Origin of the sequence: Sphingomonas sp. Leaf357 (assembly GCF_001423845.1) — a bacterium.
GTDB lineage: Bacteria > Pseudomonadota > Alphaproteobacteria > Sphingomonadales > Sphingomonadaceae > Sphingomonas.
The window spans coordinates 448,487-473,353 of sequence record NZ_LMPM01000001.1; the positions used below are offsets into that span (position 1 = coordinate 448,487).

The window sequence follows — 24,867 nt, forward strand, 5'->3', positions numbered from 1 at the left end:
CGCCACCATACGGAATCACTTTCTGAACGAGTGTTGCAATCCGCCCACACGCGGACCGATCCGCTCGCACACGCCTGCTGCTTGCGGCAAGCGCGAGACCATCTATAGATGCGCATCCCTAGTATCCGTAATTTGCCCAGGAACCTGCCGATGATCCGCCTTCAGGCCCCGATTAAGGCCCCAGCCAGAGCGCTCGCGCTGATGGCCGCGCTCGCCCTTCCGCTCGCTCTGGGTGCCTGCGGCGGCGGCAAGGACCGGCCGAAGACCGATCTCGCGGCGTCCAAGGTGACGACGATCGGCGTCAACGCCTATCTGTGGCGCGCGACGCTCGACACGCTGAGCTTCATGCCGCTGGTGCAGACCGATTCCAACGGCGGCGTGATCGTGACCGACTGGTATATCAACCCGGCGATCTCGACCGAGCGCGTCAAGGTGACGGTGACGATCCTCGACCAGGATCTGCGCGCCGACGGGCTGCGCGTCGCCGCGCTGCGCGAGGTGAACCAGAACGGCCAGTGGGTCGCCGCGCCGGTCAAGGCCGCTACGGTCCAGAAACTTGAAGATGCGATCCTGACGCGTGCGCGAGACCTGCGCCGCGCCGCCGTCGCCGGATAAGAGAGACAGAAATATGGCGTCGCGCTTCAATGCCTTGAAGGCGGACGCAGGCTGGCAGAAGGTTTGGGACGAGCGTTCCACCTTCGCGGCACGCGACGATTCGCCCAAGCCCCGGTCTTATGTGCTCGAGATGTTTCCGTACCCGTCGGGGCGGATCCATATGGGCCATGTGCGCAATTACACGATGGGCGACGTGCTGGCGCGCTATCGCCGGATGATCGGGCATGAGGTGCTGCACCCGATGGGGTGGGACGCCTTCGGCATGCCGGCGGAAAACGCCGCGATGGAAAAGGGCGTGCATCCCGGCGCCTGGACTCGCGCCAACATCGCCACGATGAAGGCGCAGCTGAAGCGGCTGGGCTTCGCGCTCGACTGGACGCGCGAACTCGCCACGTGCGAGCCGGACTATTACGGGCAGGAACAGGCGCTGTTCCTCGATCTGTTCAAGGCGGGCCTTGTCTATCGCAAGGAATCGGCGGTCAATTGGGATCCGGTCGACATGACCGTGCTGGCCAACGAACAGGTGATCGACGGGCGTGGCTGGCGTTCGGGTGCCTTGGTCGAGCGGCGCAAGTTGTCGCAATGGTTCCTGAAGATCACCGATTTCGCCGATGAACTGCTCGATGGGTTGGGCGCGCTCGAACATTGGCCGGACAAGGTCAAGCTGATGCAGGAGAACTGGATCGGCCGCAGCCAGGGGCTGACATTCTCGTTCGATCTGTCGGAGGGCGGCAAGGTCGAGGTTTTCACCACGCGCCCCGACACGATCTTCGGGTCGAGCTTCGTCGCGGTCGCCGCCGATCATCCGATCGCGCGCCAGCTGGCCGAAACGAATCCGGACGCCGCCGCCTTCATCGCGCTGTGCAAGCGTGGCGGCACGACGGCGGCCGAGCTGGAAACGCAGGAAAAGCTGGGTTTCGACACCGGCCTGCGCGCGGCGCATCCGTTCGACAAGGATTGGGGCCTGCCGGTCTATATCGCCAATTTCGTGCTGATGGAATACGGCACCGGCGCGGTGTTCGGCGTGCCGGCGCACGACCAGCGCGATCTCGATTTCGCGCGGAAATACGACCTGCCGGTCAAACGCGTCGTTTCCGAAGGCGAGATCGAGGATCCGGTGTTTGTCGGCAACACCGCCTATACCGGGCCAGGCGCCCTGGTGAACTCGCATTTCCTCGACGGCATGGACGTCGAGGATGCCAAGCGCATCGTCATCCAGCGCGCCGAGGGCGAGGGCTGGGGCAAGGGATCGACCGTGTTCCGCCTGCGCGACTGGGGCGTCAGCCGCCAGCGGTATTGGGGCACGCCGATCCCGATCATCCATTGCGACGCGTGCGGCGCGGTGCCGGTGCCGCGCGAGCAATTGCCGGTGGTATTGCCGGAGGACGTGACGTTCGACGTGCCCGGCAATCCGCTCGATCGCCACACCAGTTGGAACCGGGTCGATTGCCCATCCTGCGGCAAGCCGGCGCGGCGCGAGACAGATACGCTCGACACGTTCGTCGATTCCTCCTGGTATTTCATACGCTTCGCCAGCCAGCCGGACGACAGGCCGTTCGATCGCGAGGTCGCCGAGAAGTGGCTGCCGGTCGGGCAATATATCGGCGGCGTGGAGCATGCGATCCTGCACCTGCTCTATGCGCGCTTCTGGACGCGGGCGTTGAAGCATATCGGGCAGCTCGACGTGGCGGAACCGTTCGCCGGCCTGTTCACGCAAGGCATGGTGACTCACGAGACCTATAGCCGCACGATCGAGCACCTCGGCACCGATGGCAGCGACATGATCGTCAAGCCGCTCTGGCTCGGACCGGACGATATCGAGCGGCGCGATGGCGGCGTGTTCGACAAGGCGACGGGCGAGGCGGTGACGGTCGGCCGCGTCGAGAAGATGTCCAAATCGAAGAAGAACACGATCGATCCCGAACCGATCGTCGATCAATATGGCGCGGACGCGGTGCGCTGGTTCATGCTGTCGGATTCGCCGCCGGAACGCGATCTGCCATGGAGCGAATCCGGGATCGACGGATCGTGGCGCTTCATCCAGCGGCTGTGGCGGCTGTTCGACGGCGAGGCCGAGGCGTCCGCACCGGCCGAGGGCCGCAATGCCGCGCTCGATCGCAAGCTGCACCAGACGATCGCCGGCATCGCCACCGATATCGAGGCGCTGTCGTTCAACAAGGCGGTCGCCAAGCTCTACGAACTGACCGGCATGATCGAGAAAGCCGCGCCGTCCGCGTCGCGCAGCGAGGCGATCGCCACGCTTATGCGGCTGGTCGCGCCGATGGCTCCGCATCTGGCCGAGGAGGCCTGGTCGATCGCCGGGCAATCGGGTTTGATCGCCGATGCGCCCTGGCCGGAGGTCGATGCGGCCCTGCTGGTCGAGGACGAGGTGACGATCGCGTTGCAGGTCAACGGCAAGCTGCGCGACACGGTGAAGGTCGCCAAGGGCACGCCCAAGGACGCGATGGAGGCGCTGGCGCTGGCCAATGCCAATGTGCTGCGCATTCTGGACGGCGCGACACCGAAAAAGATCGTCGTCGTCCCCGATCGTCTGGTAAACCTCGTCGTATGAAGCGTCTCGCCAGCCTTGCTCCCGTCCTTCTCCTCGGCGCCGGTCTCCTGTCGGGCTGTGGCCTGCAACCGCTGTACAGCGGTGGCGGATCGGGTGCGGTGGCGACGGCGCTCACCCGGATCGAGGTCGCCCCGATCGAGGGCAAATCGGGCTGGCTGATGGCCAATGCGCTGAGCGACCGGCTGGCGGCGGGCAAGACCACGCCGCTCTACCGGCTGGAAGTGAAGCTGGACGACAAGATCAGCGGCCTGGGCGTGCGCGCCGACAACAGCGTCGCACGCGAACGGCGGACGCTGCGGGCGCGCTACCAACTGGTCGATCTCGCCAATGGCACGGTGCTGCTCGACGCGACCGCCGGTTCCGACGCCGGCATCGACGTGGTCGGCTCCGAATATGCCACGATCGCGGCGGAAAACACCATGCTGGAGCGCCTGTCCGGCATCGTCGCCGACCAGATCGTCTCGCGTATCGCGCTCTATGATCGGCGAACCGCGCCCAAGACGCCATAGCGCCGGTCGTGAAGGCGCCAGATGAAAGCTAACGCCAACCAGATTCGCGCTGCGATCGACGCCGCTAGCCCCGATATCCGCCTGTTCCTGCTCCACGGGCCCGACGAAGCGGGTGCGCAGGATCTCGCGATCCGGCTGGCGCGCAAGATGGGTCCGGAGGCGGAACGGGTCGATCTCGAACCTTCGACGTTGAAAGCGAACCCCGGCCGGCTGGCGGACGAGGCGGCATCCTTGTCGCTGTTCGGGGGTGCGCGGCATATCCGTATCTCTGGCGCGGGCGAGGAAAGCCTCGAAGCCTTCACCTTGCTGCTCGATACCGAACGCGCCGGCAACCCGGTGGTCGCGATCGCGCCGTCGCTCAAGGGCACCGCCAAGGTGGTCAAGCTGGCGCAGGGGTCGCCCCGCGCGATGGCCTTCGCCTGCTACGTGCCGGAGGGCGCTGAGGCGGACCGGATCGTCTCCACCATCGCGCGCGAACTCGGCATGCGCACGACCGGCGACACCGCGACGCGACTGGCGAGCGCAAGCGGCGGCGATCGTGCGGTGATGACGCGCGAACTGGAGAAATTGTCGCTCTATCTCGATGCCGCGCCGGATCGCCCGCGCGAGATCGACGATGCCGCGCTCGACGCGATCGGCGCGGATCTGGGCGATGCCGAAATGAGCCGTGCGATCGACGCGGCGATCGAGGGCCAGCCCGATTTGGTCGGTTCGGAACTGGCGCGATTGGAGGAGGCGGGCGTTTCGCCGATCCCCGTGCTGCGGCAGCTCGCGCGACGGCTGATATCGCTGGCTGACCTGCGCGCGCAGGTCGATGCCGGGGCAGGGGTCGCTCAGGTTACCGAAAGCGTGTTCTTCCGCGAGAAAGCGATCACCGCGCGGGCATTACGCCATTGGCGCAGCGACAAGCTGGCCGAGGCGATCGGCCGAGTGCGACATGCCGAGCGCGCGATGATGGGCTCCGCCACGGCCGGCGCGGTTTTGGCCAAGGCCGCGATCGTCGCCGTGGGGCGGATGGCCGCCCGGCAGCGGTGAGCTAGATGCGTTCTCCCGTAAGTCTTTGACAAACCATGTCTAATTGATCGAGTGTGGCGTAGCTCAGGGTGAGCGATCCGCCCTTTGCGCTATGTGCGATGCGCACCGACAGTCCGAGCAGATCGCCGAGCTGGTTTTCCAGCGCCGCCAGATCCGCGTCCCGCCCACCATCGCCGCCCGATCGTGCGCGCTGGTCCGGCTTGGCTGCCCGCGCGAGTCGTTCGGTCTCGCGCACCGACAAGCCCTTGGCCACGACCTGATCGGCCAGCGTCTCGACATCCGGCGCGCCGATCAGCGCGCGGGCATGGCCCATCGTCAGTTCTCCGGTCACCACCCGTTCCTGCACCGGGCGTGGCAGATCGAGCAGGCGCAACAGGTTCGCGATGTGGCTGCGCGACTTGTGGACGAGCTTGCCAAGCACCTCCTGCGTGTGGCCGAAATCGTCGATCAGGCGATGATAGGCCTCGGCCTCTTCGATCGCGTTGAGATCCTGGCGCTGGATGTTTTCGACCAGCGCTACTTCGAGTGTCTCGGCATCGTCGAAGTCGCGAACGATCACGGGCACTTCATGCAGACGCGCGCGTTGCGCTGCGCGCCAGCGCCGTTCACCGGCGACGATCTGATAGCCCTTACCATGTGGCCGAACGACGATCGGCTGGATCAGCCCACGTGCCGCGATCGACGTGGCGAGTTCCTCTAGCGCGGCCTCATCGAAATGGCGGCGCGGCTGGCCGGGGTGGGGGCTGAGCGATCCGACCGGCAGGGTACGCAATCCCGCCGATACAGTTTCACCGGCACCGACCGGCTCTTCACGTGCCATGTCGCCGAGCAGAGCGTTGAGGCCCCGGCCGAGGCCGGACCGAGGCTTGGGACGAGACGATTCGGGAGCGAGAGGATCGGTCATGCGGCCTTCGCGGACGGAGGGGTAGTTTTCGGCAGTCGGACGATCAGTTCACGCGCGAGCGCGATGTACGCCTCCGATCCCGAACAGCGATAATCGTAGATCAAGGCCGGCAGGCCGTGACTCGGTGCTTCGGACAAGCGAACATTGCGTGGGATGACCGTCTCGAACACTACCCGACCGAGCACCGCCCGCACATCGGCCGAAACCTGATCGGTCAAGCGATTGCGGCGATCATACATCGTTAGCGCCACACCAAGAATAGAGAGCCCAGGATTGAACTTTTCGCGGATGCGCTCGACCGTGCCCAACAACTGGCTCAGTCCTTCCAGTGCAAAGAACTCGCATTGCAACGGCACGAGCAGCGAGTTGGCCGCGACCATCGCGTTGAGTGTAAGCAAGCCAAGCGACGGCGGGCAATCGATTAGCACCACGTCCCAACGATCCTCGCACCGTTCCAAAGCACGGTTGAGGCGATGCGTGCGCTCCTGATATTCGACCAGTTCGATTTCCGCACCGGACAGATCGGCAGTCGCGGGAACGATGTCGAGCTTGGGAACGCAAGTCGGCACGGCAGCTTCAGTGACCAGCATCTCGCCGAGCAGCACGTCGTAGATCGACTTCTCACGATCCGCGCGGTTGATCCCGAGCCCGGTCGATGCGTTGCCTTGCGGATCCATGTCGATGACCAACACGCGTATGCCGGTCGCGGCCAACGCCGTGCCGAGATTGATCGCGGTCGTCGTCTTGCCGACGCCGCCTTTCTGATTTGCGACCGCTATGACATTCATCGACGCGCTATCCCGCTGGCAGTTACGATGAGCGATGTGGGATCAGTAATGCTCTGTTCCACGTGGAACGTACCATGCCACGACAGCTTCGCCTGCGCCACCTCTTCGCGCGCACTGCGACCCTTTGGCAACAACCAAAGTGTATCCTTTCGGGCGGTATGCACTGCGGATTCTAGCAGCGCGGCCACTGGGGCAACGGCGCGAGCGGAAATGACGCCAGCCTTCAGTTTGGCAGTCTCGATCCTCGAACCGATAACAGATATTGTTTCCGCCATGTTCAAGCGCTCGATCGCATCCTGAAGAAACTCAACTCTGCGGCGACGCGGTTCTACCAACACGGTAGGTAAGCCACTCAGAAGACCGGCGATTATTCCTGGGAAGCCCGCTCCGGTCCCAACATCGATCCATGGCCCTTCAGCCTTCGCCGCCAAGGGCACGAGTTGAGCCGAATCGAGGATATGGCGGGACCAGATCATCGGCAGAGTCGAGGCAGAAACCAAATTCTGTCTTGTCGATTCCATTTCCACCATATGCGCGAAATCGACCAGCCGACGGAGTGCGATATCGCCGAAATGCTCTATGATCCAATTCCTGGCCTCATCTTCCGTCATGCAGCGATCCGTTTCGCGTGCAGCATGATGGCGGTGAGCGCGGCCGGCGTTATTCCGCGAATACGCCCGGCAGCACCCAACGTGGCGGGGCGCGCGGTGGCCAAGCGCTCGATCATCTCGTTCGACAGCCCGGGGATGGCAGCATAGTCCAATGCCGTGGGGAGGGCGATCGCATCATTGGAGCGTAGTCGTATCACGTCCTCGGCTTGGCGAGCGACATAGGGTGCATAGCGTGCATCTTCGACGGCCTCTGCAATCACAGCCGGATCGTATCGTTTCGCCAAATCCGGCGCGATCTGCGCAATGCAAATCGTCGCAATTCGCAACCATTCCGCGCCAGAACGGGTACCACTCAAACTGGGGTCAACAATCGTATCGGCAGCTACGGGAACCTCGAGGCGCGCGGCGATTTCGGCTAGCGCTCGGCGGCGGTCCGCGAAACGCTTGCGACGTACGGGACCGACACAACCTGTTGCTTCAGCGATCGCCCCAAGCCGCGTCTCGGCATTGTCTGCCCGCAAGCGGAGGCGGTATTCGGCGCGAGCCGTCAACATCCGGTAGGGCTCGGTGACGCCCTGAAGAACCAGATCGTCGATCATCACACCCAGATAGCTCGACGCACGATCCAGGATCACCGGCACAACATCCAGAGCCTTTGCCGCCGCATTGAGTCCAGCGATCAATCCTTGCCCTGCCGCTTCCTCATATCCCGTCGTGCCGTTGATCTGCCCGGCACAGAATATACCGGGCAATGCTCGAACCTCCAGAGTGGGTGCCAGAGCGCGGGGATCGATATGATCATACTCCACCGCATAGCCGGGCATCACGATCCGAGTGCGTTCCAATCCCGGAATCGACTGGATCATCGCCTCCTGCACATCGCTCGGCAACGATGTCGAGATCCCGTTGGGATAGATTAGGGGATCATCGAGTCCTTCGGGCTCGAGGAAAACCTGATGCCCGTCGCGATCACCGAAGCGGTGGATCTTGTCCTCGATCGACGGACAATATCGCGGTCCTACACCAGCGATATCTCCGCCGAACAATGGTGATCGGTGGAGCGAGGCGCGGATGATGTCGTGCGTCAGTTCGGTGGTTCGAGTGATCGCGCAGAATAGCTGCGGCAAATCGCGCCCCTGCGATGACGGAGACATGGTCCAGGGATCGGCATCGCTGTACTGCTGATCCAGTCCGGCCCAATCGATGGTGCGGCCATCAAGGCGGGGCGGGGTACCGGTCTTGAGGCGGGTCATCGGCAGGTTTGCATCGCGCAATTGCAGCGCGAGTTCCGTTGCCGCGGCTTCGCCAATTCGTCCGCCCGTCAGCCGCTCCTCGCCGCGGAACATGCGCGCACCAAGAAAGGTGCCAGTCGCCAGCACGATCGCCCGGCTCTGCAATATGCGACCGTCGGCCAGACGAATGCCATTCACGGCGTTCGAGAGATCGAAAGACAGGGCCACGGCTTCGCCGGCGACGATGTCGAGATTATCCTGCCCAGCAATCATCTGCTGGATCGCCGCAGCATAATGCTTGCGGTCTGCCTGGACCCGCGGACCCTGCACCGCGCTGCCCTTGCTGCGATTGAGCATGCGGTAGTGGATACCCGCAGCATCGGTGGCCCGCGCCATGAGGCCGTCAAACGCGTCGACTTCCCGTACCAGATGCCCCTTGCCCAATCCGCCGACGGCAGGGTTGCAAGACATGAAGCCGATCTTCGCGGGATCGAAGCTGAGCAAAGCGGTGCGGGCGCCGCGTCTCGCTGCCGCCGCGGCGGCTTCCACGCCCGCATGACCGCCGCCTACGACGATGACATCGAATTTCGTCATGACTTGCAGCTAGGTAGTCTGCGCTGCCAAGTCAAAACCGTTCCACGTGGAACATCATTTTCCGATACAAAAATTTCCGAACAGCGTGTCGAGCATGGCCTCCGTATCGCTATGCCCCGTAATCCGATCGAGCATCGCCAGCGCCATGCGCAGATGTTCTGCTATAATCAACGCGTCGGTGGATTCCGAGGCCGCCACCACCATTTGCGAACATTGTAGAGCGAGGTCGCGCTGACGGCGATTCAGGGCAACTTCGTCGAGTCGGGGCAACATCGCACGCGCCCTGTTATCGATCGCCTCCCAAAGTTCGGGAAGGCCTAACCCCGTAGTTGCTGACAGGCTTATCTTCCGATCTGATGGCATCTTCTCCCGTCCCGGCTGATCGGCACGGGGATGAAGCCACAGCGCAGTCGTCGGACCTTGCTCGTCGCCCAGCCACAGCACGATGTCTGCCTCCTGCACCGCACGTTGCGCCCGAACGATGCCGATCGCCTCGATCGGATCAGCGGTGGTCTCGGCCAAGCCGGCAGTGTCGGTCAACAGATACGCCACGCCATTGCGGCTCACAGGGACGTCGATGCGATCGCGGGTCGTCCCGGCGATCGATGACACGATCGCCGCCTCACGATCCGCCATCGCGTTGAACAGGGTGGACTTGCCGCTATTGGGCGGACCCGCCAGTACGACATGCACGCCATTGCGCAGGCGCTCGATCGGAGGTTGATCCAAGACCGAGTCGATATCCTCCGCGAGCTTCGCGGATTCGACGGCGATGATATCCAAGGCGAGGGGAGAAACGTCGTCTTCGTCCGAGAAATCGAGTTCCGCTTCCACGCGCGCGGACAAAGCCAAAAGCCGCGACGACCAGCCTTCGATTCTGCGGCGTACGCCGCCATCGGCTGCCGTTATCGCCGCGCGGCGTTGTGTTTCGGTTTCGGCGGCGAGGAGATCTCCCAGTCCTTCGGCCTCGGTGAGATCGATCCGGCCGGCCATCAGCGCGCGACGAGTGAACTCGCCAGGCTCGGCCCTGCGCAGCCCCGGCATCGCGCCCAACACGCGTTCGACGGCCGCGACCACGGCACGACCACCATGGAGATGCAATTCGACCAGATCCTCGCCGGTCGCCGTGGCAGGCCCGCGAAACACCAGCACCAATGCCGAATCGAGCATGGTTCCATCAGATGGATCACGAAGACGGCGCAATCCCGCGTGCCGTTCGGCGGGCAGAGCCCCGGCGAGAGTTGTCGCGGCAGCCAGCGCACCTGCGCCGCTGACCCGCAACACGGCAATCGCCGCGGGCGGGGCACCGCTCGATACCGCGAAGATCGTTTCTTCGGCTAACACGTTCAGCTGCCGGTCTTGCCCGTGCCGTCGAACAGCTTGCGCCAGAAATTCATCCCTGCATCGCCCATCGGTGCCCAATTGCGCATCATGCCTTCCAGCAATTCGGGTGCGATCACCCCGTCCATCGCGTCGGTCAGCGAGGCGATGTATTTGTCATGCACCGGCGTAAGGTCCGGCAGGCCCATCATGCGGCGCGCTTCCTCGGGCGAGCATTCGACTTCGACATTGAATTTCATGACCGCTTCTCCGCTTGAGCCACGGCGCGGCGGCGCATAGGCTTTGTGCATGTATGCGCGCGACATCGCCGAGATCGCAACGCCCATCGGTATGGTGCGGATCATCGGCCATGCGCAGGCGGTCGAATCGATTGAGATCGGATCGGCCATAACCGACGAGATCCAGCCGCTTTACGGTGCCGTTGCGGCCGCCGCCGATCAGATGCGCGCCTGGTTTGCTGGCGAGTTGCGCCTGTTCGACCTGTCACTGGTGCCACCGGCAACGCCGCGGGGCCCGGCCTTGCGCGATGCCATGATCGCGATTCCGTATGGCGAAACAATGGGTTATGGTGAACTCGCACGAACGATTGGATCCAGTGCCCGGGCAATCGGACAGGCCTGCGCCCGCAATCCGTTTCCGATCGTCGTGCCTTGTCATCGCGTACTCGACGCCAGCGGGTCGCTCGGCCATTACTCGGCCGGGGCAGGGCCGATAACCAAATCCCGGCTGCTCGATCATGAGCGGCGCTTTTCCGGAAGGACTTTATTGTGACCGCCATGATCTCCATCGATGCGATCTCTCACGATGGCAGCTTTGCCGCCTATGTCGCCGAGCCTTCGAGCAGACCCAAGGCCGCGATCATCGTTATCCAAGAGATCTTCGGCGTGAATACCGGCATCCGCCGCAAATGTGATACGCTGGCGGAGGCCGGCTATCTCGCCATCGCGCCGGACCTGTTCTGGCGGATCGAACCTGGCATCGATCTCGATCCCGATATCCCGGAGCAGATGCAGACCGCGCTCGCACTGATGGGCAAGTTCGATCAGGACAAGGGCATCGCCGATATCGAGGCGACGATCCGCTTCGCGCGCGAGAAAGTGGGCGGCGGCAAGGTCGGTGCGGTCGGCTATTGCCTTGGCGGTCGGCTGGCTTTCATGACGGCGGCTCGCACCGATGTGGACGCGAGCGTCGGCTATTACGGCGTCGGGATCGACGGCCTACTCGGCGAGAAGCACGCAATTGCCCGCCCGGTGCTGCTGCACGTGCCGGTCGAGGATCATTTCGTCGACAAGGATGCGCAGGGGCGGATGCACGCCGGGCTGGACGATCATCCCAAGGTCACCCTGTACGATTATCCGGGTGAAGATCACGGCTTCGCGACCGAGATCGGCGCGCGGCGATCCGAGGCGGCAGCCAAGCTGGCGGACGAGCGGACAGCAAAATTCTTCGCCGAGCATCTGGGTTAATCGCTCGGCCCCGTAAAATCCGTTTTCGCTGAGACTGTCGAAGGGCGTTTCCAATTACGCGAACGCTTCGACAGTGTCAGCACGAACCGAAGGAGCTGAACTCAGCCGATCACCGAACCGACGAGCGGATGCACGTCGTGCCAGCCTTCGAAGATCATCTTGCCGGCAACATACAGGATGATGACCAGGCCGACCCAGGCGATCCAGCGATAGCGTTCGATATATTTGGCGATGATATTCGCCGCGACGCCCATCAAAGCGACCGACAGGATCAGGCCGATGACCATGATGCCGGGATGCTCGCGCGCGGCGCCGGCCACGGCCAGGACGTTGTCGAGGCTCATCGACACATCCGCCACCGCGACGGCCCAGGCGGCGGCGATGAAGCTCTTGGCCGGACGGATGCCGCTCGTTTCGTCGCCGTCCACTTCCGGGGAGCCGCCGGGCTGGTCCTTGGGACGCAGCTCGCGATACATCTTCCACGCCACCCAGAGCAGCAGCAGTCCACCGCCGAGGACGAGGCCGTAATGCTTGAAGCTCTCCAGGCCGTAGAGCACCGCGACCGCGAAGACGACGCGCAGGATGAGCGCGGCGAGGATACCGATCGCGATGACCTTCTTGCGCTGATCGGCCGGCAGGCCCGCGGCAAGCGCGCCGACGATAATCGCATTATCCCCGGCCAGCGCCACGTCGAGCAGGACAACGGTGGCGAACGCGGTCAGCGCAGAAGCGGTGGCGATGTTGGCGAAATCGCTGACGATGTGATTCCACAGCCAGTTCAACGACATCGGTTCGACTGCCGGGGTCGCGGCGGCGGAGAGCAGGGCGATGAGGCTCAAAGGATCGACTCCGCGAAATAAGTGACGGTCGGCATGGGATCATGGAATTCGTGCGGCATGTCGCGCCATTTTGCATATCGATCGGATGGGCGGAAGCCATCGCGACGGGACGCGATATCCTGCCGCATCACGATCAGCAGATGGCAACCGGTTCGTTTGGCGGCGGGACGCACGTCCCGCGACATGAGCCCGAAGGAAGTTGCGACCAGCGGTCGGGCTTTCAGCCCGCCGCCCGAGCCGGTGCGAATCCGGGATTAGCTCGCGCTAATCCTCGCCGCACTCGGCTACTGGTTCATGCTCTCGAAGAAGTCTTCGTTGGTCTTCGAATCCTTCATCTTGTCGAGCAGGAACTCCATCGCGTCGATCGTGCCCATCTGCATGAGGATGCGGCGCAGCACCCACATCTTCGACAGCTTGACCTTGTCGACCAGCAATTCGTCCTTGCGCGTGCCGGACTTGCCGACGTCGAGTGCCGGGAAGACGCGCTTGTCGGCGACCTTGCGATCGAGCACGATTTCCGAGTTACCCGTGCCCTTGAATTCTTCGAAGATGACCTCGTCCATGCGGCTGCCGGTATCGATCAGCGCGGTCGCGATGATCGAGAGCGAGCCGCCTTCCTCGATGTTGCGCGCGGCACCGAAGAAGCGCTTCGGACGCTGCAGCGCGTTCGCATCGACGCCGCCGGTCAGCACCTTGCCCGACGAAGGCACGACGGTGTTGTAGGCTCGGCCCAGGCGGGTGATCGAATCGAGCAGGATCACCACGTCCTTCTTGTGCTCGACCAGGCGCTTGGCCTTTTCGATCACCATCTCGGCGACCTGCACGTGGCGCTGTGCCGGTTCGTCGAAGGTCGAGGAGACGACCTCGCCCTTCACGCTGCGCTGCATGTCGGTCACTTCTTCCGGACGCTCGTCGATCAGCAGGACGATCAGGAACACTTCCGGATGATTTTCGGAAATGGCGCGGGCGATGTTCTGCAACATCACCGTCTTGCCGACGCGCGGCGGCGCGACGATCAGCGTGCGCTGGCCCTTGCCCTGCGGCGAGACGATATCGATGACGCGCGCGCTCTTGTCCTTCTGCGTCGGATCGAGCGTGTCGAGCGTCAGCTTCTGTTCGGGGTAGAGCGGGGTAAGATTGTCGAAATTGACGCGGTGACGCACCGCATCGGGATCGTCGAAATTGACCTTCGACGGCTTCACCAGGGCGAAATAGCGTTCACCATCCTTCGGCCCACGGATTTCGCCCTCGACCGTATCACCGGTGCGCAGGCCGAACTTGCGGACCTGATTGGGCGAGACATAGATGTCGTCGGGGCCGGCGAGATAGTTGGACTGTGGCGAGCGCAGGAAGCCGAAACCGTCGGGCAGCACCTCGATGGTGCCCTCGCCCATGATCATCTCGCCCTCTTCGGCCTGGACCTTGAGGATGGCGAACATCAGATCCTGCTTACGCAGCGTCGAAGCGCCTTCGACACCGAGCTCTTCGGCCATGCTGACCAGTTCGGCCGGCTTCTTGTTCTTGAGGTCTTTGAGATGCATGGGGCTAGCGTCCGGCTCGTCTGGGATTTGGCATCGGTACTTTTCCGCGAAGGACTCAGCGGGTCGATGCTGGAGGGAGGATGCCGGGTCGCGAGAACCGCATTTCCGACATTGATGCGACCTAAGAGGGGGTCGCTCGCAAGTCAACTGTGCCCGACTTTATTCCCGGCAACCGTTCGGGCCGAGCCTGTCGAAGCCCAGGCGCGTACCCTTCGACACGCTCAGGGCGAACGATGCGTGAAAGATGTCTTAGAGTTTCAGAACGGCTTTACCGCCACCAGCACGACGATGATCGTCGCCGCGACCGCCGGCACCTCGTTCAGCATGCGCAACTGCTTGCCGGTCAAGGTGGGCTTCCCTGCCGCCAGTTTCCTCGCATAGCCGACCGCCCAGCCGTGATAGCCGCTGAGCGCCAGCACGAAGAGCAGCTTGCCGTGCAGCCAGGCCTCGCCCCAATGCTGCCCGATCGTCGCCAGCGTGAGGCCGAGCAGCCACACGACGATCATCGCCGGCGTCAGGATGATCGAGCGCAATTTGCCCTCGCGCGTCACCCACAAGGCGGCTTCATCGGTTCGGCCGGCGGCGAGTGCCTCCTGATGGTAGACCAGATAGCGCGGCAGCATGAACAGGCCGGCCATCCAGAAGATCACGAAGATGATATGGCCCGCGAGATACCAATTATACGCCACGACCATTCGCTCCATCATCTCATCCGCACCCGCGCCAACAGCTGCTCGACATGGGCGATCGGCGTATCGGGAAGGATGCCGTGGCCCAGATTGAAGATATGCGGACGATCGGCGAACGCCGCAAGCACACGGTCGATCGCATCGTCCAGCGCCGCCCCGCCGGCGATCAGCGCGAGCGGATCGAGATTACCCTGCACCGGCATATCCTTTGGCACGAACCGATCGGCCCATGCCGGATCGACAGTCTCGTCCAGCCCGAGCGCATCGACGCCCGTTTCGCGCGCATACGCGGGCAGCTTGCCGCCGGCGCCCTTGGGGAAACCGATGATCGGTGTCTCCGGATGGCGCGCCTTCAGTCCTGCGACGATCGCCGCATTGGGCGCGATCACCCAGCGCTCGAACTGCGCCGGGCTGAGCGAACCCGCCCAGCTGTCGAACAATTGCACCGCCTCGACGCCGCTTTCGATCTGCGCGGAGAGATAGTCGATGGTCAGCGCGGTGATCGCATCGATGATCTCGGCGAAGGCAAGCGGGTCGCCGTACGCCGCGCGGCGCGTTTCGCCCTGGTCCTTGCTGCCCTGTCCGGCGACCATATAGGTCGCGACCGTCCAGGGGCTGCCCGCAAAGCCCAGGAAGGTGGTTTCGGGGGGCAGAGCACCTGCGACCCGCGCGACGGTAGCGTAGACCGGCTCCAGCCGCTCCGGCACCGCCTGCAAGCTCGTCAGCGCCGTATTCACGAGTGCGGGTGCCAGTCGCGGTCCTTCGCCCACACCGAAGCTCAGATCCTGGCCGAGCGCCCATGGTACCATCAGGATGTCCGAAAACAGGATCGCGCCGTCGAACCCGAACCGACGGATCGGCTGCAACGTCACTTCCGCCGCCGCTTCCGGATCGGTGGCGAGCGCGAGGAACCCGCCCTTGTCTGCCCGAAGCGCACGATATTCGGGAAGATAGCGTCCCGCCTGTCGCATCAGCCAGACCGGGGGAGTCGCCCGGCGTTCACCCTTCAATACGCCGAGCAGGGCTTTGGTCGGGTGGGGAGATTCAGATGTTATCGACAAGCTGGCCGAGCCCTTACTTCTATAAAGAATTAGAATCTTAGAGAGGTTGTAGCAGTTGTTGGCGCGTGGATGCCGGGGCTTATGCGTTCGTCCCCGAAATGCCAACAGCTTGACCGGAGCGGGCGCACGCAGCGCTCGCGATTCCCGCAAATTGTCCCCGTTATCCACAGCCTGTGGGCGGAACCGGCGGGTGGGGACGGGATTGTGGACAAGTCGGCGCTTATCCCCGGCTTGGCGAGGGCGTTCGCTTGCGCTAGCGATTCTGCCGATGTTGTCCACAGACCTGTCCTGACCCGTGCGGTTGCACCTTCATCTGCTGTCGGATTCGACCGGCGAGACGCTGGAGAACATCGCCAAGGCGGCGCTGGCGCAATATGACGATGTCGAGACGATCCGCCATTTCTGGCCGATGGTCCGCACCGAGGCGCATCTCGAACGCATCCTGCAGGAGATCGCGCAAAATCCGGGGCTGGTGATCTTCACTTTGGTCAACAGCACGGCGCGTGCGACGCTGGAGGCACGATGCCGCAAGCTCGGCCTTGCCGCCGTCGCGCCGCTCGACGCGGTGAACGATGCGCTGTCGGGCATGCTCGGACAGCAGGCCAAGGCCCGGCCGGGGCGACAACACGTGCTCGACGAAGCCTATTTCGATCGCGTCGATGCGATCCAGTTCACGATGGCGCATGACGACGGCATCGGCTGGGAGAATTGGGAGGAGGCGGATATCGTGCTGGCCGGCGTCTCACGCTCGTCCAAGACGCCGACCTCGATCTATCTCGCCAATCGCGGGTTCAAGACCGCGAACATTCCGATCGTGGTGGAATCTCCGCCGCCGGACACGTTGTATCGTCTGAAGAATCCGCTTGTCGTCGGGCTGACGACCAGCTCGGAACGGCTGATCCAGGTGCGGCGCAATCGCCTGCTGTCGCTCAACCAGGCGCCGGAAACGGCTTATGTCGATCATGATGCCGTCACGCGCGAGGTGGCATTTGCGCGTCGCATGTTCGCCGACAATGGCTGGCCGGTGATCGATGTCACGCGCCGTTCGATCGAGGAAACGGCGGCGGCAATCATCGCTCTGGTACAGGAACGGCGCGGCGACGAGGGTAGCGGGGCGGCGGACGACGAATGAGTCTCAAGGTGATCCTGGCATCGCAGAGCGCCTCGCGTCGTACGATGCTGGAGGCGGCCGGCGTGCCGTTCTCGGCCATGTCGGCCGGGGTGGACGAGGACGCGGCGAAGGCGGGGTTGCGCGATCTCAATGCGCGCGATCTCGCTGACGCTTTGGCCGAGCTGAAGGCGCTCAGGGTGTCGGGTCGTGAACCGGATGCCTTGGTGCTCGGCAGCGATTCCGTCGTCGCGCTGGAGGACGGCACCTTGCTCGACAAGCCGGAGACGCGCGATCAGGCGGCCCAACATCTGCGCCTGATGTCCGGCAAGCGTCACGAACTGGTCAGCGCCGCGGTGATCGCCGAGGGGTGCAAGCCGATCTGGCGCGTGGTCGATCGTGCCAAGATGTATGTCCGGCCGTTGTCCGATGGCTTTATCGAAACCTATCTCGATGCCGAATGGCCGGCGATCTCCGGCTGTGTCGGCTGTTACCGCATCGAGGGGCCGGGCGCGCAATTGTTCGCGCGGATCGAGGGCAGCCAGTTCACCGTGCTGGGGCTGCCATTGCTGCCGGTGCTCGATTATCTGCGGGTGCGGGGAATATTGGCGTCATGACGAAAGCCTATGCCGAGGTGATCGGCGATCCGATCGAGCATGCCAAATCGCCGCTGATCCACAATTTCTGGCTGGACGCTTTGGGCATCGATGCCGAGTATCGCGCGACCCAGGTGGCGGCGGAGGATCTCGGGGGCTTTTTCGAGCATCGCAAGGCCGATCCGGCGTGGCGCGGCTGCAACGTCACCATCCCGCACAAGCTTGCCGCGCTCGATCATGTCGCCGATCCGGGCGACGTGCGCGCGTCGATCGGCGCGATCAATACGGTGTTCCGGGGCGAGGATGGCGGGTTCATCGGCACCAATACCGACGCCGGCGGTTTCTACACGCCGATCTCCGATCTGGATCTGGCGGGCAAGCCGGTGGTAGTGATCGGGGCGGGCGGCGCGGCGCGGGCGGTGCTGTTCGCGCTGTCGCGGATCGGGGTCGGTCCGGTCACGATCCTCAACCGCAATGTGCTGAAGGGCGCGGCGTTGCTGTCCGCGTTTGGGTTGAAGGGCAAGGCGCTGCCGCTCGGCCATGCGATCCCGGCCGCCGCCCTGCTCGTCAACACCAGCGCGCTGGGTATGGCGGGGCAGCCGCCGCTGGAGATCGATCTGTCGCCGCTGCCGGACGATGCTCTGGTCTATGACGTCGTTTACGCCCCGCTCGAAACTCCGTTGCTGGCGCAGGCGCGCGATCGCGATCTGGATACGGTCGACGGGCTGGAGATGCTGGTCGGGCAGGCAGCGGTGGCGTTCGAACTGTTCTTCGGTGCCGAACCGCCACGCGATCGCGACGAGGAGTTGCGCGATCTTTTGACGTCATGAAGATGATGCGCCGGTGATCATTCTCGGCCTCACCGGATCGATCGGCATGGGCAAATCGACCGTGGCGCAGATGTTTGCCGACCGCGGCGTGCCGGTGTTCGATGCCGACGCCGCCGTGCACCGGCTGCAGGGCAAGGGCGGGCGGTTGGTCGCGGAGATCGAGGCGCTGTTTCCTGGCACGACCGGGCCCGATGGCGTGGATCGCGCCGCGCTGGGGGCGCGCGTGCTGAACGACACGCCGGCGCTGCAGCGGCTCGAGGCGCTGGTCCACCCCGCCGTGGGCGAGGAACGCGCTGCCTTCCTCGCCGCGCATGCCGATGCGCCGCTGGTCGTGTTCGACATTCCCTTGCTGTTCGAAACCGGCGGTGAATCGCGCGTCGACAAGGTCGCGGTGGTCAGTGCCACTCCCGAAATCCAGCGTGCCCGCGTCCTTGCGCGGCCGGGCATGAGCGCGGCGCGGTTCGAATCGATTCTCGCGCGGCAGACCCCCGATGCCGAAAAACGCGCCCGCGCCGACGTCGTCATTCCGACCGATAGGTCACTGGACGAGACACGCCGCTCCGTAGACGCGGTGATCGCTTGCGTGAGCGCGGGATAGGGCTGATATTCATCGGCATGCGCGAGATCGTCTTCGACACCGAAACCACCGGATTCAGTTTCAAGGACGGCGACCGGTTGGTCGAGATCGGCTGTGTCGAATTGATCAACAAGGTCGAGACCGGGCGCAGTTTCCACGCTTATTTCCATCCCGAGCGCCCCATGCCGGCCGAGGCGCAACGCGTGCACGGGCTGAGCGACGCCTTCCTCTCGGACAAGCCGCTGTTCCATACCGGTGTCGACGATCTGCTGGAGTTCATCGGCGACGCGCCGCTCGTCGCGCACAACGCGACGTTCGATTTCGGCTTTCTCAACGGCGAACTGGTGCGCTGCGGGCGCACCGCGGTCGATCTGGCGCGGATGGTCGACACGATCGTGCTCGCCCGCGCGCGCCATCCCGGCGCCAAGCACAGCCTCGACGCCTTGTGCAGCCGCTATGGCATCGATCGCAGCCACCGCGTCGTTCATGGCGCATTGCTGGACGCGCAGTTGCTGGCTCAGGTGTATGTCGAGCTGACCGGGGGGCGGCAGATCGGCCTCACCCTCGTCAGCGAGACGATCGAGGTGCAGACCAGCTTCCAGCCCGACGCCGCGCCCGCGAAGGTGCGTCCGGCGCGGACTTTTTCGGCATCGGAGGCGGAACTTGTCGCCCATGCCGCGTTTATCGCCAAACTCACCAATCCGATCTGGGGGGTGGGCGAAGGGGGGGCCGGGGCGTCCGGTTGACGTCACTGCCAAGGACGCCCAATCTGGGTGGCCCAATAAGGAGAATGCTATGGAAATCCGGGTATCGGGCCATCAGGTCGCCACCGGCGACGCGCTGAAAACCCATGTCGAGGATCGGCTCCAGGGCATCGCCACCAAATATTTCGCACGCGCCATATCCGCGCACGTCACCTTCGGAAAAGGCCCGCACGACAGCTTCACCTGCGACATCGTGGCGCATGTGATGCACGGCCTGGTGTTGAAAGGCAGCAACGAGGGCCGCGATGCGCATGTCGCGTTCGACGGCGTCGCCGACAAGATCGAAAAGCAGCTTCGCCGCTACATGCGCCGCCTGAAGGACCGCAACGCCGGATCCGCCGTCGCGGTGCAGGAGGCCGGAGGTTACGACAATGCCGGCTACACGCTGTTCCGGGAATCGCCGGAGGATGTCGAGGCCGAGGATCATCCGCTCATCATCGCCGAGACGCGCGTCGACGTGCCCGAATCGAGCGTATCGGATGCGGTGATGATGCTCGATCTGCGCAACACCACGGCGTTGCTGTTCAAGAATAGCGGATCGGGCGCGTACAACATGGTCTATCGCCGCGGCGACGGGACGATCGGTTGGGTCGAGCCGCAGCGCGCCAGCTGATCCAAGACGCTATTCTCCGGGTCGGTTCGGCGTTAAAGGCGCTGACCGGCCCGGGGGCCGGTTCAGGGAACAGGGCCGTGGCCGACATATCATGATGACCGATTTCAGCGATCTGCTGCTGCCCGACACCGTCGTTCAAAGTGTTGCCGCAGCCAGCAAGAAGACCTTGTTGCCGCAGCTCGCCGCGATCCTCGCCGGCGCGCACGATCTCGACGCCAGGACGGTGGGCGATGTGCTGATCGCGCGCGAAAAGCTCGGCTCGACCGGTTTCGGCGGCGGCGTGGCCATTCCCCACGGCAAGCTGCCCGGTTTGACCAAGGTGGTCGGGCTGTTCGCCCGTCTGACGCAGGGAATCGATTTCCAGGCGATCGACGATCTACCCGTCGATCTGGTGTTCGTCCTGCTTTCGCCGGTCGACGCCGGGCCGGAGCATCTGAAGGCGCTGGCGCGCGTATCGCGGCGGCTGCGCGATCGGGCATTCGTCGCCAAGCTGCGCGGTGCGGGGTCGCGCGACGCGCTGTATGCTCTGCTCACCGCCGACGAAGCCCGCGATGCCGCCTGAGACCGGCGCGGTCGAAGGCGAACAGGCGCATTTTCGCGCGCTCGAGGCGCTCTATGCCGCCGCGCCGATCAACCGCCTGTTCGAATCCGCGCTGGAAATCCCCGAACGCGGCATCGCTCGGATCCATTTCCAGATCGACGAACGCTATTTCCATGCCGCCGGCGCGGCGCATGGCACGAGTTATTTCAAGATGCTCGACGATGCCGCCTTCTATGCCGCCAACAGTCTGGTCACCGATCGCTTTATGCTCACCACCGCATTCAACCTGCTGCTGACCAAGCCGTTGAAGGCGGGGCCGGTGATCGCCGAGGGGCGCTGGATTAGCGGGCAACGTCGCGTGTTCGTCGCCGAGGCGCGACTGATCGACGCCGAGGGCGACGAAGCGGCGCGCGGCACGGGCACATTCATGAAGTCGCGCATTCCGCTCGCCGGCTTGCCGGGATACCGCGCCACCCGATGAGTGCGCGCCTGCCCAGCGCCATGCTCGTCAGCGCGCTGCTGCGGCGGGTCAACGATGCCGGCGGGATGGGCATGATGCTCGCACGGGGCGATTCGCAAGGCGGTGGCATTCTAATTATCGCGTTGGAAAACAATGCTAATCCGCGCGCTTTGGAGCGTGGCATCGGGCCCGACGGACAGGTGACGCTGATCGCCTGGACGCCGCCGGATAGGGAGGATCGTCGCCAGATCACCGACTATTGGCTACGTCGGCGGCAAAACGATCCCGATCTGTGGGTGATCGAACTGGACATCCCGTTTGTCGAACGGTTCGCCGCTGAAACGATCCTCGCCGATTGACGTGTTGCGGTGCACCATGCAGGAGCACCGGATTGTCAAAAGCGTTGTGTCGAAGCGGGTGCGATCCGGGTCGATTACGCAGTCGGGGGGCTCGCCCGGACGATCGCTCCATTCAGGGTGGAGATCGCGATCGCTTCCGCGCACCAACCGCATAATATGAAGTCTGAATGTCGTTTCTTCAACGCGCCGCGACCTTTGCGGCGATGACGCTCGGAATGGTCACCATGATCGGTGCCAGCACTCCGGGCTTCGCATATCAGCGCAATCATGGGGTAAACGCGGCCGAACCGGCAATCGTTCCCGTGCCCGCACAGATTCCTGCCGAGACCGATACGCTTTCTCCAGCTCTGCCGGCCGCCGAGCCTGCGGTTGCCCAGTCCGATCAGGACGTCGTTCAGGACGATGGCGGTTATGAGAGCCTTTCCGCCGCCGTCGCCGATCAGGACACGCCGGCGGATCTGAACCAGGATCTCACCTGCCTCGCCGGCGCGATCTACTTCGAATCGAAGGGCGAACCGCTTTCGGGCCAGCTCGCCGTCGCCGAAGTGATCATCAATCGCGCCAAGTCGGGCCGCTTCGGCTCGTCGATCTGCGGTGTCGTCAAGCAGCGTGGCCAATTCTCGTTCGTACGCGGCGGCCAGATCCCCGCAGTCGCCAACAACCGCGATTATCGCACCGCTGTCGCCGTCGCTCAGGTCGCGATGGGCGACGATTGGGAAAGCCCCGCGCCCGACGCGCTGTATTTCCATGCCCGCCGCGTCTCGCCGAGCTGGCGGATGCAGAAGGTCGCGGCGATCGGAAATCATGTCTTCTACCGCTGAAACAGCGGTTTGGACTTTACCTGTTCGTGTAATGTTCTAGATCGGGCGGATGCTGTCGCGTCCGCCCGATTCCTGTATCGACGCCCCCGGTTCGCCGCTGTGCGCCCTCGACGTCTGTCGCGGCACGACGCGGATGCTGTTGCGGCACGATCTCGTCGCGATGGGCGAGGTGCCGCTGGACGGCGGGCGCCGGGCCGACCTGATGGCGATAGATGCGCGGGGTCAGATCGTCATCGTCGAGATCAAGGTGTCGCGCGCCGATCTGCTCGGCGACGGAAAATGGACCGACTATCTCGGACATTGCGATCGGTTCTACTGGGCGATTCCCGCCGGTTTCGACGCGTCGCCGCTGGAAGGTTCGGCGTTCCTGCCCGAACGTACCGGAATCATCGTCGCAGATCGCTATGACGCCGCGATCGTACGCGAGGCGCATAGCGACCCGCTGCCGGCCGCGACGCGCAAGCGTTGCACGTTGGCCTTCGCCCGACGGGCGGGGCGGCGGTTGATCGGGGCGATCGATCCCGATGCGGACGGCCTGACCTGGCCGTAAGGTTTGCGTTCGAGCCATGCCTAACCCCGCTCGCCCCGAGCGTGTCGAAGGGCATGTTCGGGGCACGTGCTTCGACAGGCTCAGCGCGAACGGCAAAAGTTTTAACTGACAGCCTTTAGAATTTGGGTCCTGCCACCGCCGCGCGCTTCGCCTTTGGCGCTTCCGCCAGTTCCTTGGCCACAGCCGGCGAACGCGCATCCAGCTTCGCATAATCGCGTGCCGACTGACCGGAGAGCAGATCGGGCTGGTCGGGATCCGCACCGGCGGTGAGCAGGGTGTGGATCATCGCCAGATCGCGGCGACGCACCGCGACGATCAGAGCCGTCTCGCCATTGGAATTGCCGTAATTGACGTTCGCCCGGCCCGCGATCAGCTTCTCGACCAGGTCGTTCCGCCCACGGCTTGCCGCCAGCACGATCGGCGCGGTGCCGGCATTGTCGCGCACATTGGGATTGGCCCCGCGAGACAGGAGATAGGTGAGATAGGTGCCGTTGCCGTTCTGAATCACGATGTGCAGCGCGGTCTCGCCGTTGCTCACCGACCGCGTGTTGATCACCGTGGTGCCGGGCTTGTTCAGCGCCTCCTCGACATCGTTGCCCTTCTCGTTCTTCACCGCATCGAGGAATTTGTAGCCTTCGGATTGTTGCTGGGCCGAGGCGATGCCCGGTGCGGCGGCGATAAGGGCGGCGGCGAGTGCGATGCGAATGGATTTTGCGACCATCGTGACGGAAACCTCGGCAGAGTATGGAACGGGATTTGCGGGCCTGAACGTCGCCCAACTTGCGTCCCCGCCCTTAACAGATCATGGCTGGCGGCGCCATGAACCAGATCGTCCGTCTGGCCGCCGCGCTGTCGATCGCGTGTCTGCCCATCGCCTGTTCCAGCCCTTCCGCACCCGCCGCCAGCCCGCCGCTGGAAGGTGCGCGGATCGGCGGCCCGTTCGCGCTGACCGATCAGGACGGCAAGCCCGCGACCGAGCGCACATTCGCCGGCAGATATGCGATCATGTATTTCGGCTACACCTTTTGCCCCGACGTCTGCCCGGTCGACATGCAGAATATCGCCTCCGGCCTGCGAACGTTCGAAAAGAGCGATCCCCAACTCGCAACCAAGGTGGTGCCGGTGTTCGTGAGCGTGGATCCGGCGCGCGATACGCCCGCCGTGCTCAAGCAGTTCGTCGGCAATTTCCATCCACGCCTGGTCGGACTGACCGGGAGTGACCAGGCGATAGCCGCCATCGCCAAGGCCTATGCCGTCTATTACAAGAAAGGCGATGTATCGCCGGATGGCGGATACATGATGGATCACAGCCGCGTCGCCTATCTGATGAGCCCGGAGGGCAAGCCGCTCGCCTTGCTGCCGAGCGAGGGCACGCCCCAGGCGATCGCCACCGAACTGAAGCGCTGGGTCCGTTGAGCGACAATTTCTGGGAGACCAAGCGTCTCGAGGACCTCGATCGCGGGCAATGGGAAGCCTTGTGCGACGGGTGCGGCAAATGCTGCCTGCACAAGCTGGAAGATGAGGAAACCGGCGAGCTGCTGACGACAAACGTCTCATGCAAGTTGCTCGATCGGCGCAGCGCGCAATGCTCCAACTACAAGCATCGCTTCGCCTTCGTCAGCGAGTGCGTGCGGCTCACGCGCGACAATGTGCGTGAGATCGACTGGCTGCCCAGTACCTGCGCCTATCGCCTGCGCCGCGAGGACGAGCCCTTGCCGCGCTGGCATTATCTCGTCTGCGGCGACCGGGAGGCGGTGCACCGCGCGGGCGAGTCGGTGCGCGGCTGGACGGTGTCCGAGGTCGATGCCGGAGAGCTGGAGAATCACATCGTCGATCGGCGGTTGTGACGGC

30 protein-coding genes are annotated in these 24,867 nt (G+C 64.1%); 19 read left to right on the forward strand and 11 right to left on the reverse strand.

Features of this window, described 5'->3' with window-relative positions; translation table 11 throughout:
• Positions 1–201: 201 nt before the first annotated feature.
• From ASG11_RS02090 to holA, 4 genes are read left to right on the forward strand one after another with little or no spacing between them, the layout of a single operon-like run.
• Positions 202–615, forward strand: a complete 414-nt coding sequence (locus tag ASG11_RS02090) for a DUF3576 domain-containing protein (protein WP_443024471.1) — start codon at positions 202–204, stop codon at positions 613–615.
• 13 nt (positions 616–628) lie between these two features.
• Positions 629–3,187, forward strand: a complete 2,559-nt coding sequence (gene leuS / locus ASG11_RS02095) for a leucine--tRNA ligase (RefSeq protein WP_055774530.1) — start codon at positions 629–631, stop codon at positions 3,185–3,187.
• Complete coding sequence (lptE, locus tag ASG11_RS02100; RefSeq protein ID WP_055774533.1) at positions 3,184–3,696, forward strand: LPS assembly lipoprotein LptE; 513 nt, start codon at positions 3,184–3,186, stop codon at positions 3,694–3,696. Before leuS ends, lptE begins: the two co-directional genes overlap by 4 nt.
• Before the next feature lie 21 nt (positions 3,697–3,717).
• On the forward strand, positions 3,718–4,731 hold the full coding sequence (gene holA, locus ASG11_RS02105; protein ID WP_055774537.1) for a DNA polymerase III subunit delta: 1,014 nt from the start codon (positions 3,718–3,720) through the stop codon (positions 4,729–4,731).
• 1 nt (position 4,732) lies between these two features.
• Here the strand turns inward: holA and ASG11_RS02110 are convergent, their stop codons facing one another.
• The 6 genes from ASG11_RS02110 to ASG11_RS02135 are packed head-to-tail and all read right to left on the reverse strand — an operon-like array spanning position 4,733 to position 10,440.
• A complete protein-coding gene (locus ASG11_RS02110; RefSeq protein ID WP_055774540.1) occupies positions 4,733–5,635 on the reverse strand; it encodes a ParB/RepB/Spo0J family partition protein in 903 nt (300 codons plus the stop codon).
• Complete coding sequence (locus ASG11_RS02115; protein WP_055774543.1) at positions 5,632–6,423, reverse strand: ParA family protein; 792 nt, start codon at positions 6,421–6,423, stop codon at positions 5,632–5,634. Before ASG11_RS02115 ends, ASG11_RS02110 begins: the two co-directional genes overlap by 4 nt.
• Positions 6,420–7,034: a 16S rRNA (guanine(527)-N(7))-methyltransferase RsmG gene (gene rsmG, locus ASG11_RS02120; RefSeq protein ID WP_055774546.1), complete on the reverse strand. Its 615-nt coding sequence runs from the start codon at positions 7,032–7,034 to the stop codon at positions 6,420–6,422. Before rsmG ends, ASG11_RS02115 begins: the two co-directional genes overlap by 4 nt.
• Entirely contained in the window at positions 7,031–8,860 is a 1,830-nt protein-coding gene (mnmG, locus tag ASG11_RS02125; protein WP_055774548.1) for a tRNA uridine-5-carboxymethylaminomethyl(34) synthesis enzyme MnmG, read from the reverse strand. The genes rsmG and mnmG overlap by 4 nt, the downstream gene beginning before the upstream one ends.
• A 54-nt stretch (positions 8,861–8,914) precedes the next feature.
• The gene (mnmE, locus tag ASG11_RS02130) at positions 8,915–10,204 is read right to left on the reverse strand and encodes a tRNA uridine-5-carboxymethylaminomethyl(34) synthesis GTPase MnmE (protein WP_055774552.1); all 1,290 of its coding nucleotides are present in this window, start codon (positions 10,202–10,204) and stop codon (positions 8,915–8,917) included.
• Between the two features lie 2 nt (positions 10,205–10,206).
• Positions 10,207–10,440, reverse strand: coding sequence for a DUF6489 family protein (locus ASG11_RS02135; protein WP_055780087.1), 234 nt, complete (start codon positions 10,438–10,440; stop codon positions 10,207–10,209).
• Positions 10,441–10,489: 49 nt separating this feature from the next.
• Here ASG11_RS02135 and ASG11_RS02140 point away from each other — a divergent pair, with 49 nt between their 5' ends.
• Positions 10,490–10,972, forward strand: a complete 483-nt coding sequence (locus ASG11_RS02140) for a methylated-DNA--[protein]-cysteine S-methyltransferase (protein ID WP_055774555.1) — start codon at positions 10,490–10,492, stop codon at positions 10,970–10,972.
• 5 nt (positions 10,973–10,977) lie between these two features.
• A complete protein-coding gene (locus ASG11_RS02145; RefSeq protein ID WP_055780090.1) occupies positions 10,978–11,667 on the forward strand; it encodes a dienelactone hydrolase family protein in 690 nt (229 codons plus the stop codon).
• A gap of 101 nt (positions 11,668–11,768) precedes the next feature.
• On the opposite strand, the gene ASG11_RS02150 is transcribed toward ASG11_RS02145, so the two are convergent.
• The 4 genes from ASG11_RS02150 to hemE form a co-directional block, all read right to left on the reverse strand.
• Positions 11,769–12,455, reverse strand: coding sequence for a YjbE family putative metal transport protein (locus tag ASG11_RS02150; protein ID WP_156363766.1), 687 nt, complete (start codon positions 12,453–12,455; stop codon positions 11,769–11,771).
• A 335-nt stretch (positions 12,456–12,790) separates the two neighbouring features.
• Positions 12,791–14,047 (reverse strand): transcription termination factor Rho, encoded by a 1,257-nt coding sequence (rho, locus tag ASG11_RS02160; protein ID WP_055774565.1) that lies wholly within the window; start codon positions 14,045–14,047, stop codon positions 12,791–12,793.
• A 257-nt stretch (positions 14,048–14,304) separates the two neighbouring features.
• The gene (locus ASG11_RS02165; protein ID WP_082472543.1) at positions 14,305–14,751 is read right to left on the reverse strand and encodes a CopD family protein; all 447 of its coding nucleotides are present in this window, start codon (positions 14,749–14,751) and stop codon (positions 14,305–14,307) included.
• Positions 14,751–15,791: a uroporphyrinogen decarboxylase gene (hemE, locus tag ASG11_RS02170; protein WP_055780093.1), complete on the reverse strand. Its 1,041-nt coding sequence runs from the start codon at positions 15,789–15,791 to the stop codon at positions 14,751–14,753. Before hemE ends, ASG11_RS02165 begins: the two co-directional genes overlap by 1 nt.
• 301 nt (positions 15,792–16,092) lie before the next feature.
• Between hemE and ASG11_RS02175 the strand changes: the two genes are divergently transcribed.
• The 11 genes from ASG11_RS02175 (at position 16,093) to ASG11_RS02225 (ending at position 23,016) form a co-directional block, all read left to right on the forward strand.
• The gene (locus ASG11_RS02175; RefSeq protein ID WP_055774571.1) at positions 16,093–16,929 is read left to right on the forward strand and encodes a pyruvate, water dikinase regulatory protein; all 837 of its coding nucleotides are present in this window, start codon (positions 16,093–16,095) and stop codon (positions 16,927–16,929) included.
• Positions 16,930–16,973: 44 nt separating this feature from the next.
• Positions 16,974–17,522, forward strand: coding sequence for a Maf family protein (locus ASG11_RS02180; RefSeq protein WP_055774574.1), 549 nt, complete (start codon positions 16,974–16,976; stop codon positions 17,520–17,522).
• A complete protein-coding gene (locus ASG11_RS02185) occupies positions 17,519–18,331 on the forward strand; it encodes a shikimate dehydrogenase family protein (protein WP_055774576.1) in 813 nt (270 codons plus the stop codon). Before ASG11_RS02180 ends, ASG11_RS02185 begins: the two co-directional genes overlap by 4 nt.
• Positions 18,332–18,344: 13 nt before the next feature.
• Positions 18,345–18,929: a dephospho-CoA kinase gene (coaE, locus tag ASG11_RS02190; RefSeq protein WP_055774578.1), complete on the forward strand. Its 585-nt coding sequence runs from the start codon at positions 18,345–18,347 to the stop codon at positions 18,927–18,929.
• A gap of 17 nt (positions 18,930–18,946) precedes the next feature.
• A complete protein-coding gene (gene dnaQ / locus ASG11_RS02195) occupies positions 18,947–19,654 on the forward strand; it encodes a DNA polymerase III subunit epsilon (protein ID WP_055774581.1) in 708 nt (235 codons plus the stop codon).
• 49 nt (positions 19,655–19,703) lie between these two features.
• On the forward strand, positions 19,704–20,285 hold the full coding sequence (gene hpf / locus ASG11_RS02200) for a ribosome hibernation-promoting factor, HPF/YfiA family (protein ID WP_055774584.1): 582 nt from the start codon (positions 19,704–19,706) through the stop codon (positions 20,283–20,285).
• Between the two features lie 94 nt (positions 20,286–20,379).
• Positions 20,380–20,847, forward strand: coding sequence for a PTS sugar transporter subunit IIA (locus ASG11_RS02205; protein WP_055780095.1), 468 nt, complete (start codon positions 20,380–20,382; stop codon positions 20,845–20,847).
• Positions 20,837–21,307 (forward strand): PaaI family thioesterase, encoded by a 471-nt coding sequence (locus tag ASG11_RS02210; protein ID WP_055774587.1) that lies wholly within the window; start codon positions 20,837–20,839, stop codon positions 21,305–21,307. The genes ASG11_RS02205 and ASG11_RS02210 overlap by 11 nt, the downstream gene beginning before the upstream one ends.
• Entirely contained in the window at positions 21,304–21,645 is a 342-nt protein-coding gene (locus ASG11_RS02215) for a DUF1491 family protein (protein ID WP_055774590.1), read from the forward strand. Before ASG11_RS02210 ends, ASG11_RS02215 begins: the two co-directional genes overlap by 4 nt.
• 167 nt (positions 21,646–21,812) lie before the next feature.
• Positions 21,813–22,466, forward strand: coding sequence for a cell wall hydrolase (locus ASG11_RS02220; protein WP_055774594.1), 654 nt, complete (start codon positions 21,813–21,815; stop codon positions 22,464–22,466).
• Positions 22,467–22,515: 49 nt separating this feature from the next.
• The gene (locus tag ASG11_RS02225) at positions 22,516–23,016 is read left to right on the forward strand and encodes an MmcB family DNA repair protein (protein WP_055774597.1); all 501 of its coding nucleotides are present in this window, start codon (positions 22,516–22,518) and stop codon (positions 23,014–23,016) included.
• Positions 23,017–23,131: 115 nt separating this feature from the next.
• On the opposite strand, the gene ASG11_RS02230 is transcribed toward ASG11_RS02225, so the two are convergent.
• On the reverse strand, positions 23,132–23,737 hold the full coding sequence (locus tag ASG11_RS02230) for an ankyrin repeat domain-containing protein (protein WP_055774598.1): 606 nt from the start codon (positions 23,735–23,737) through the stop codon (positions 23,132–23,134).
• A 98-nt stretch (positions 23,738–23,835) separates the two neighbouring features.
• On the opposite strand from ASG11_RS02230, the gene ASG11_RS02235 reads away from it, so the two are divergent.
• Entirely contained in the window at positions 23,836–24,432 is a 597-nt protein-coding gene (locus ASG11_RS02235; RefSeq protein WP_055774601.1) for an SCO family protein, read from the forward strand.
• A complete protein-coding gene (locus ASG11_RS02240; RefSeq protein ID WP_082472546.1) occupies positions 24,429–24,863 on the forward strand; it encodes a YcgN family cysteine cluster protein in 435 nt (144 codons plus the stop codon). The genes ASG11_RS02235 and ASG11_RS02240 overlap by 4 nt, the downstream gene beginning before the upstream one ends.
• The last annotated feature ends 4 nt before the right edge of the window (positions 24,864–24,867 follow it).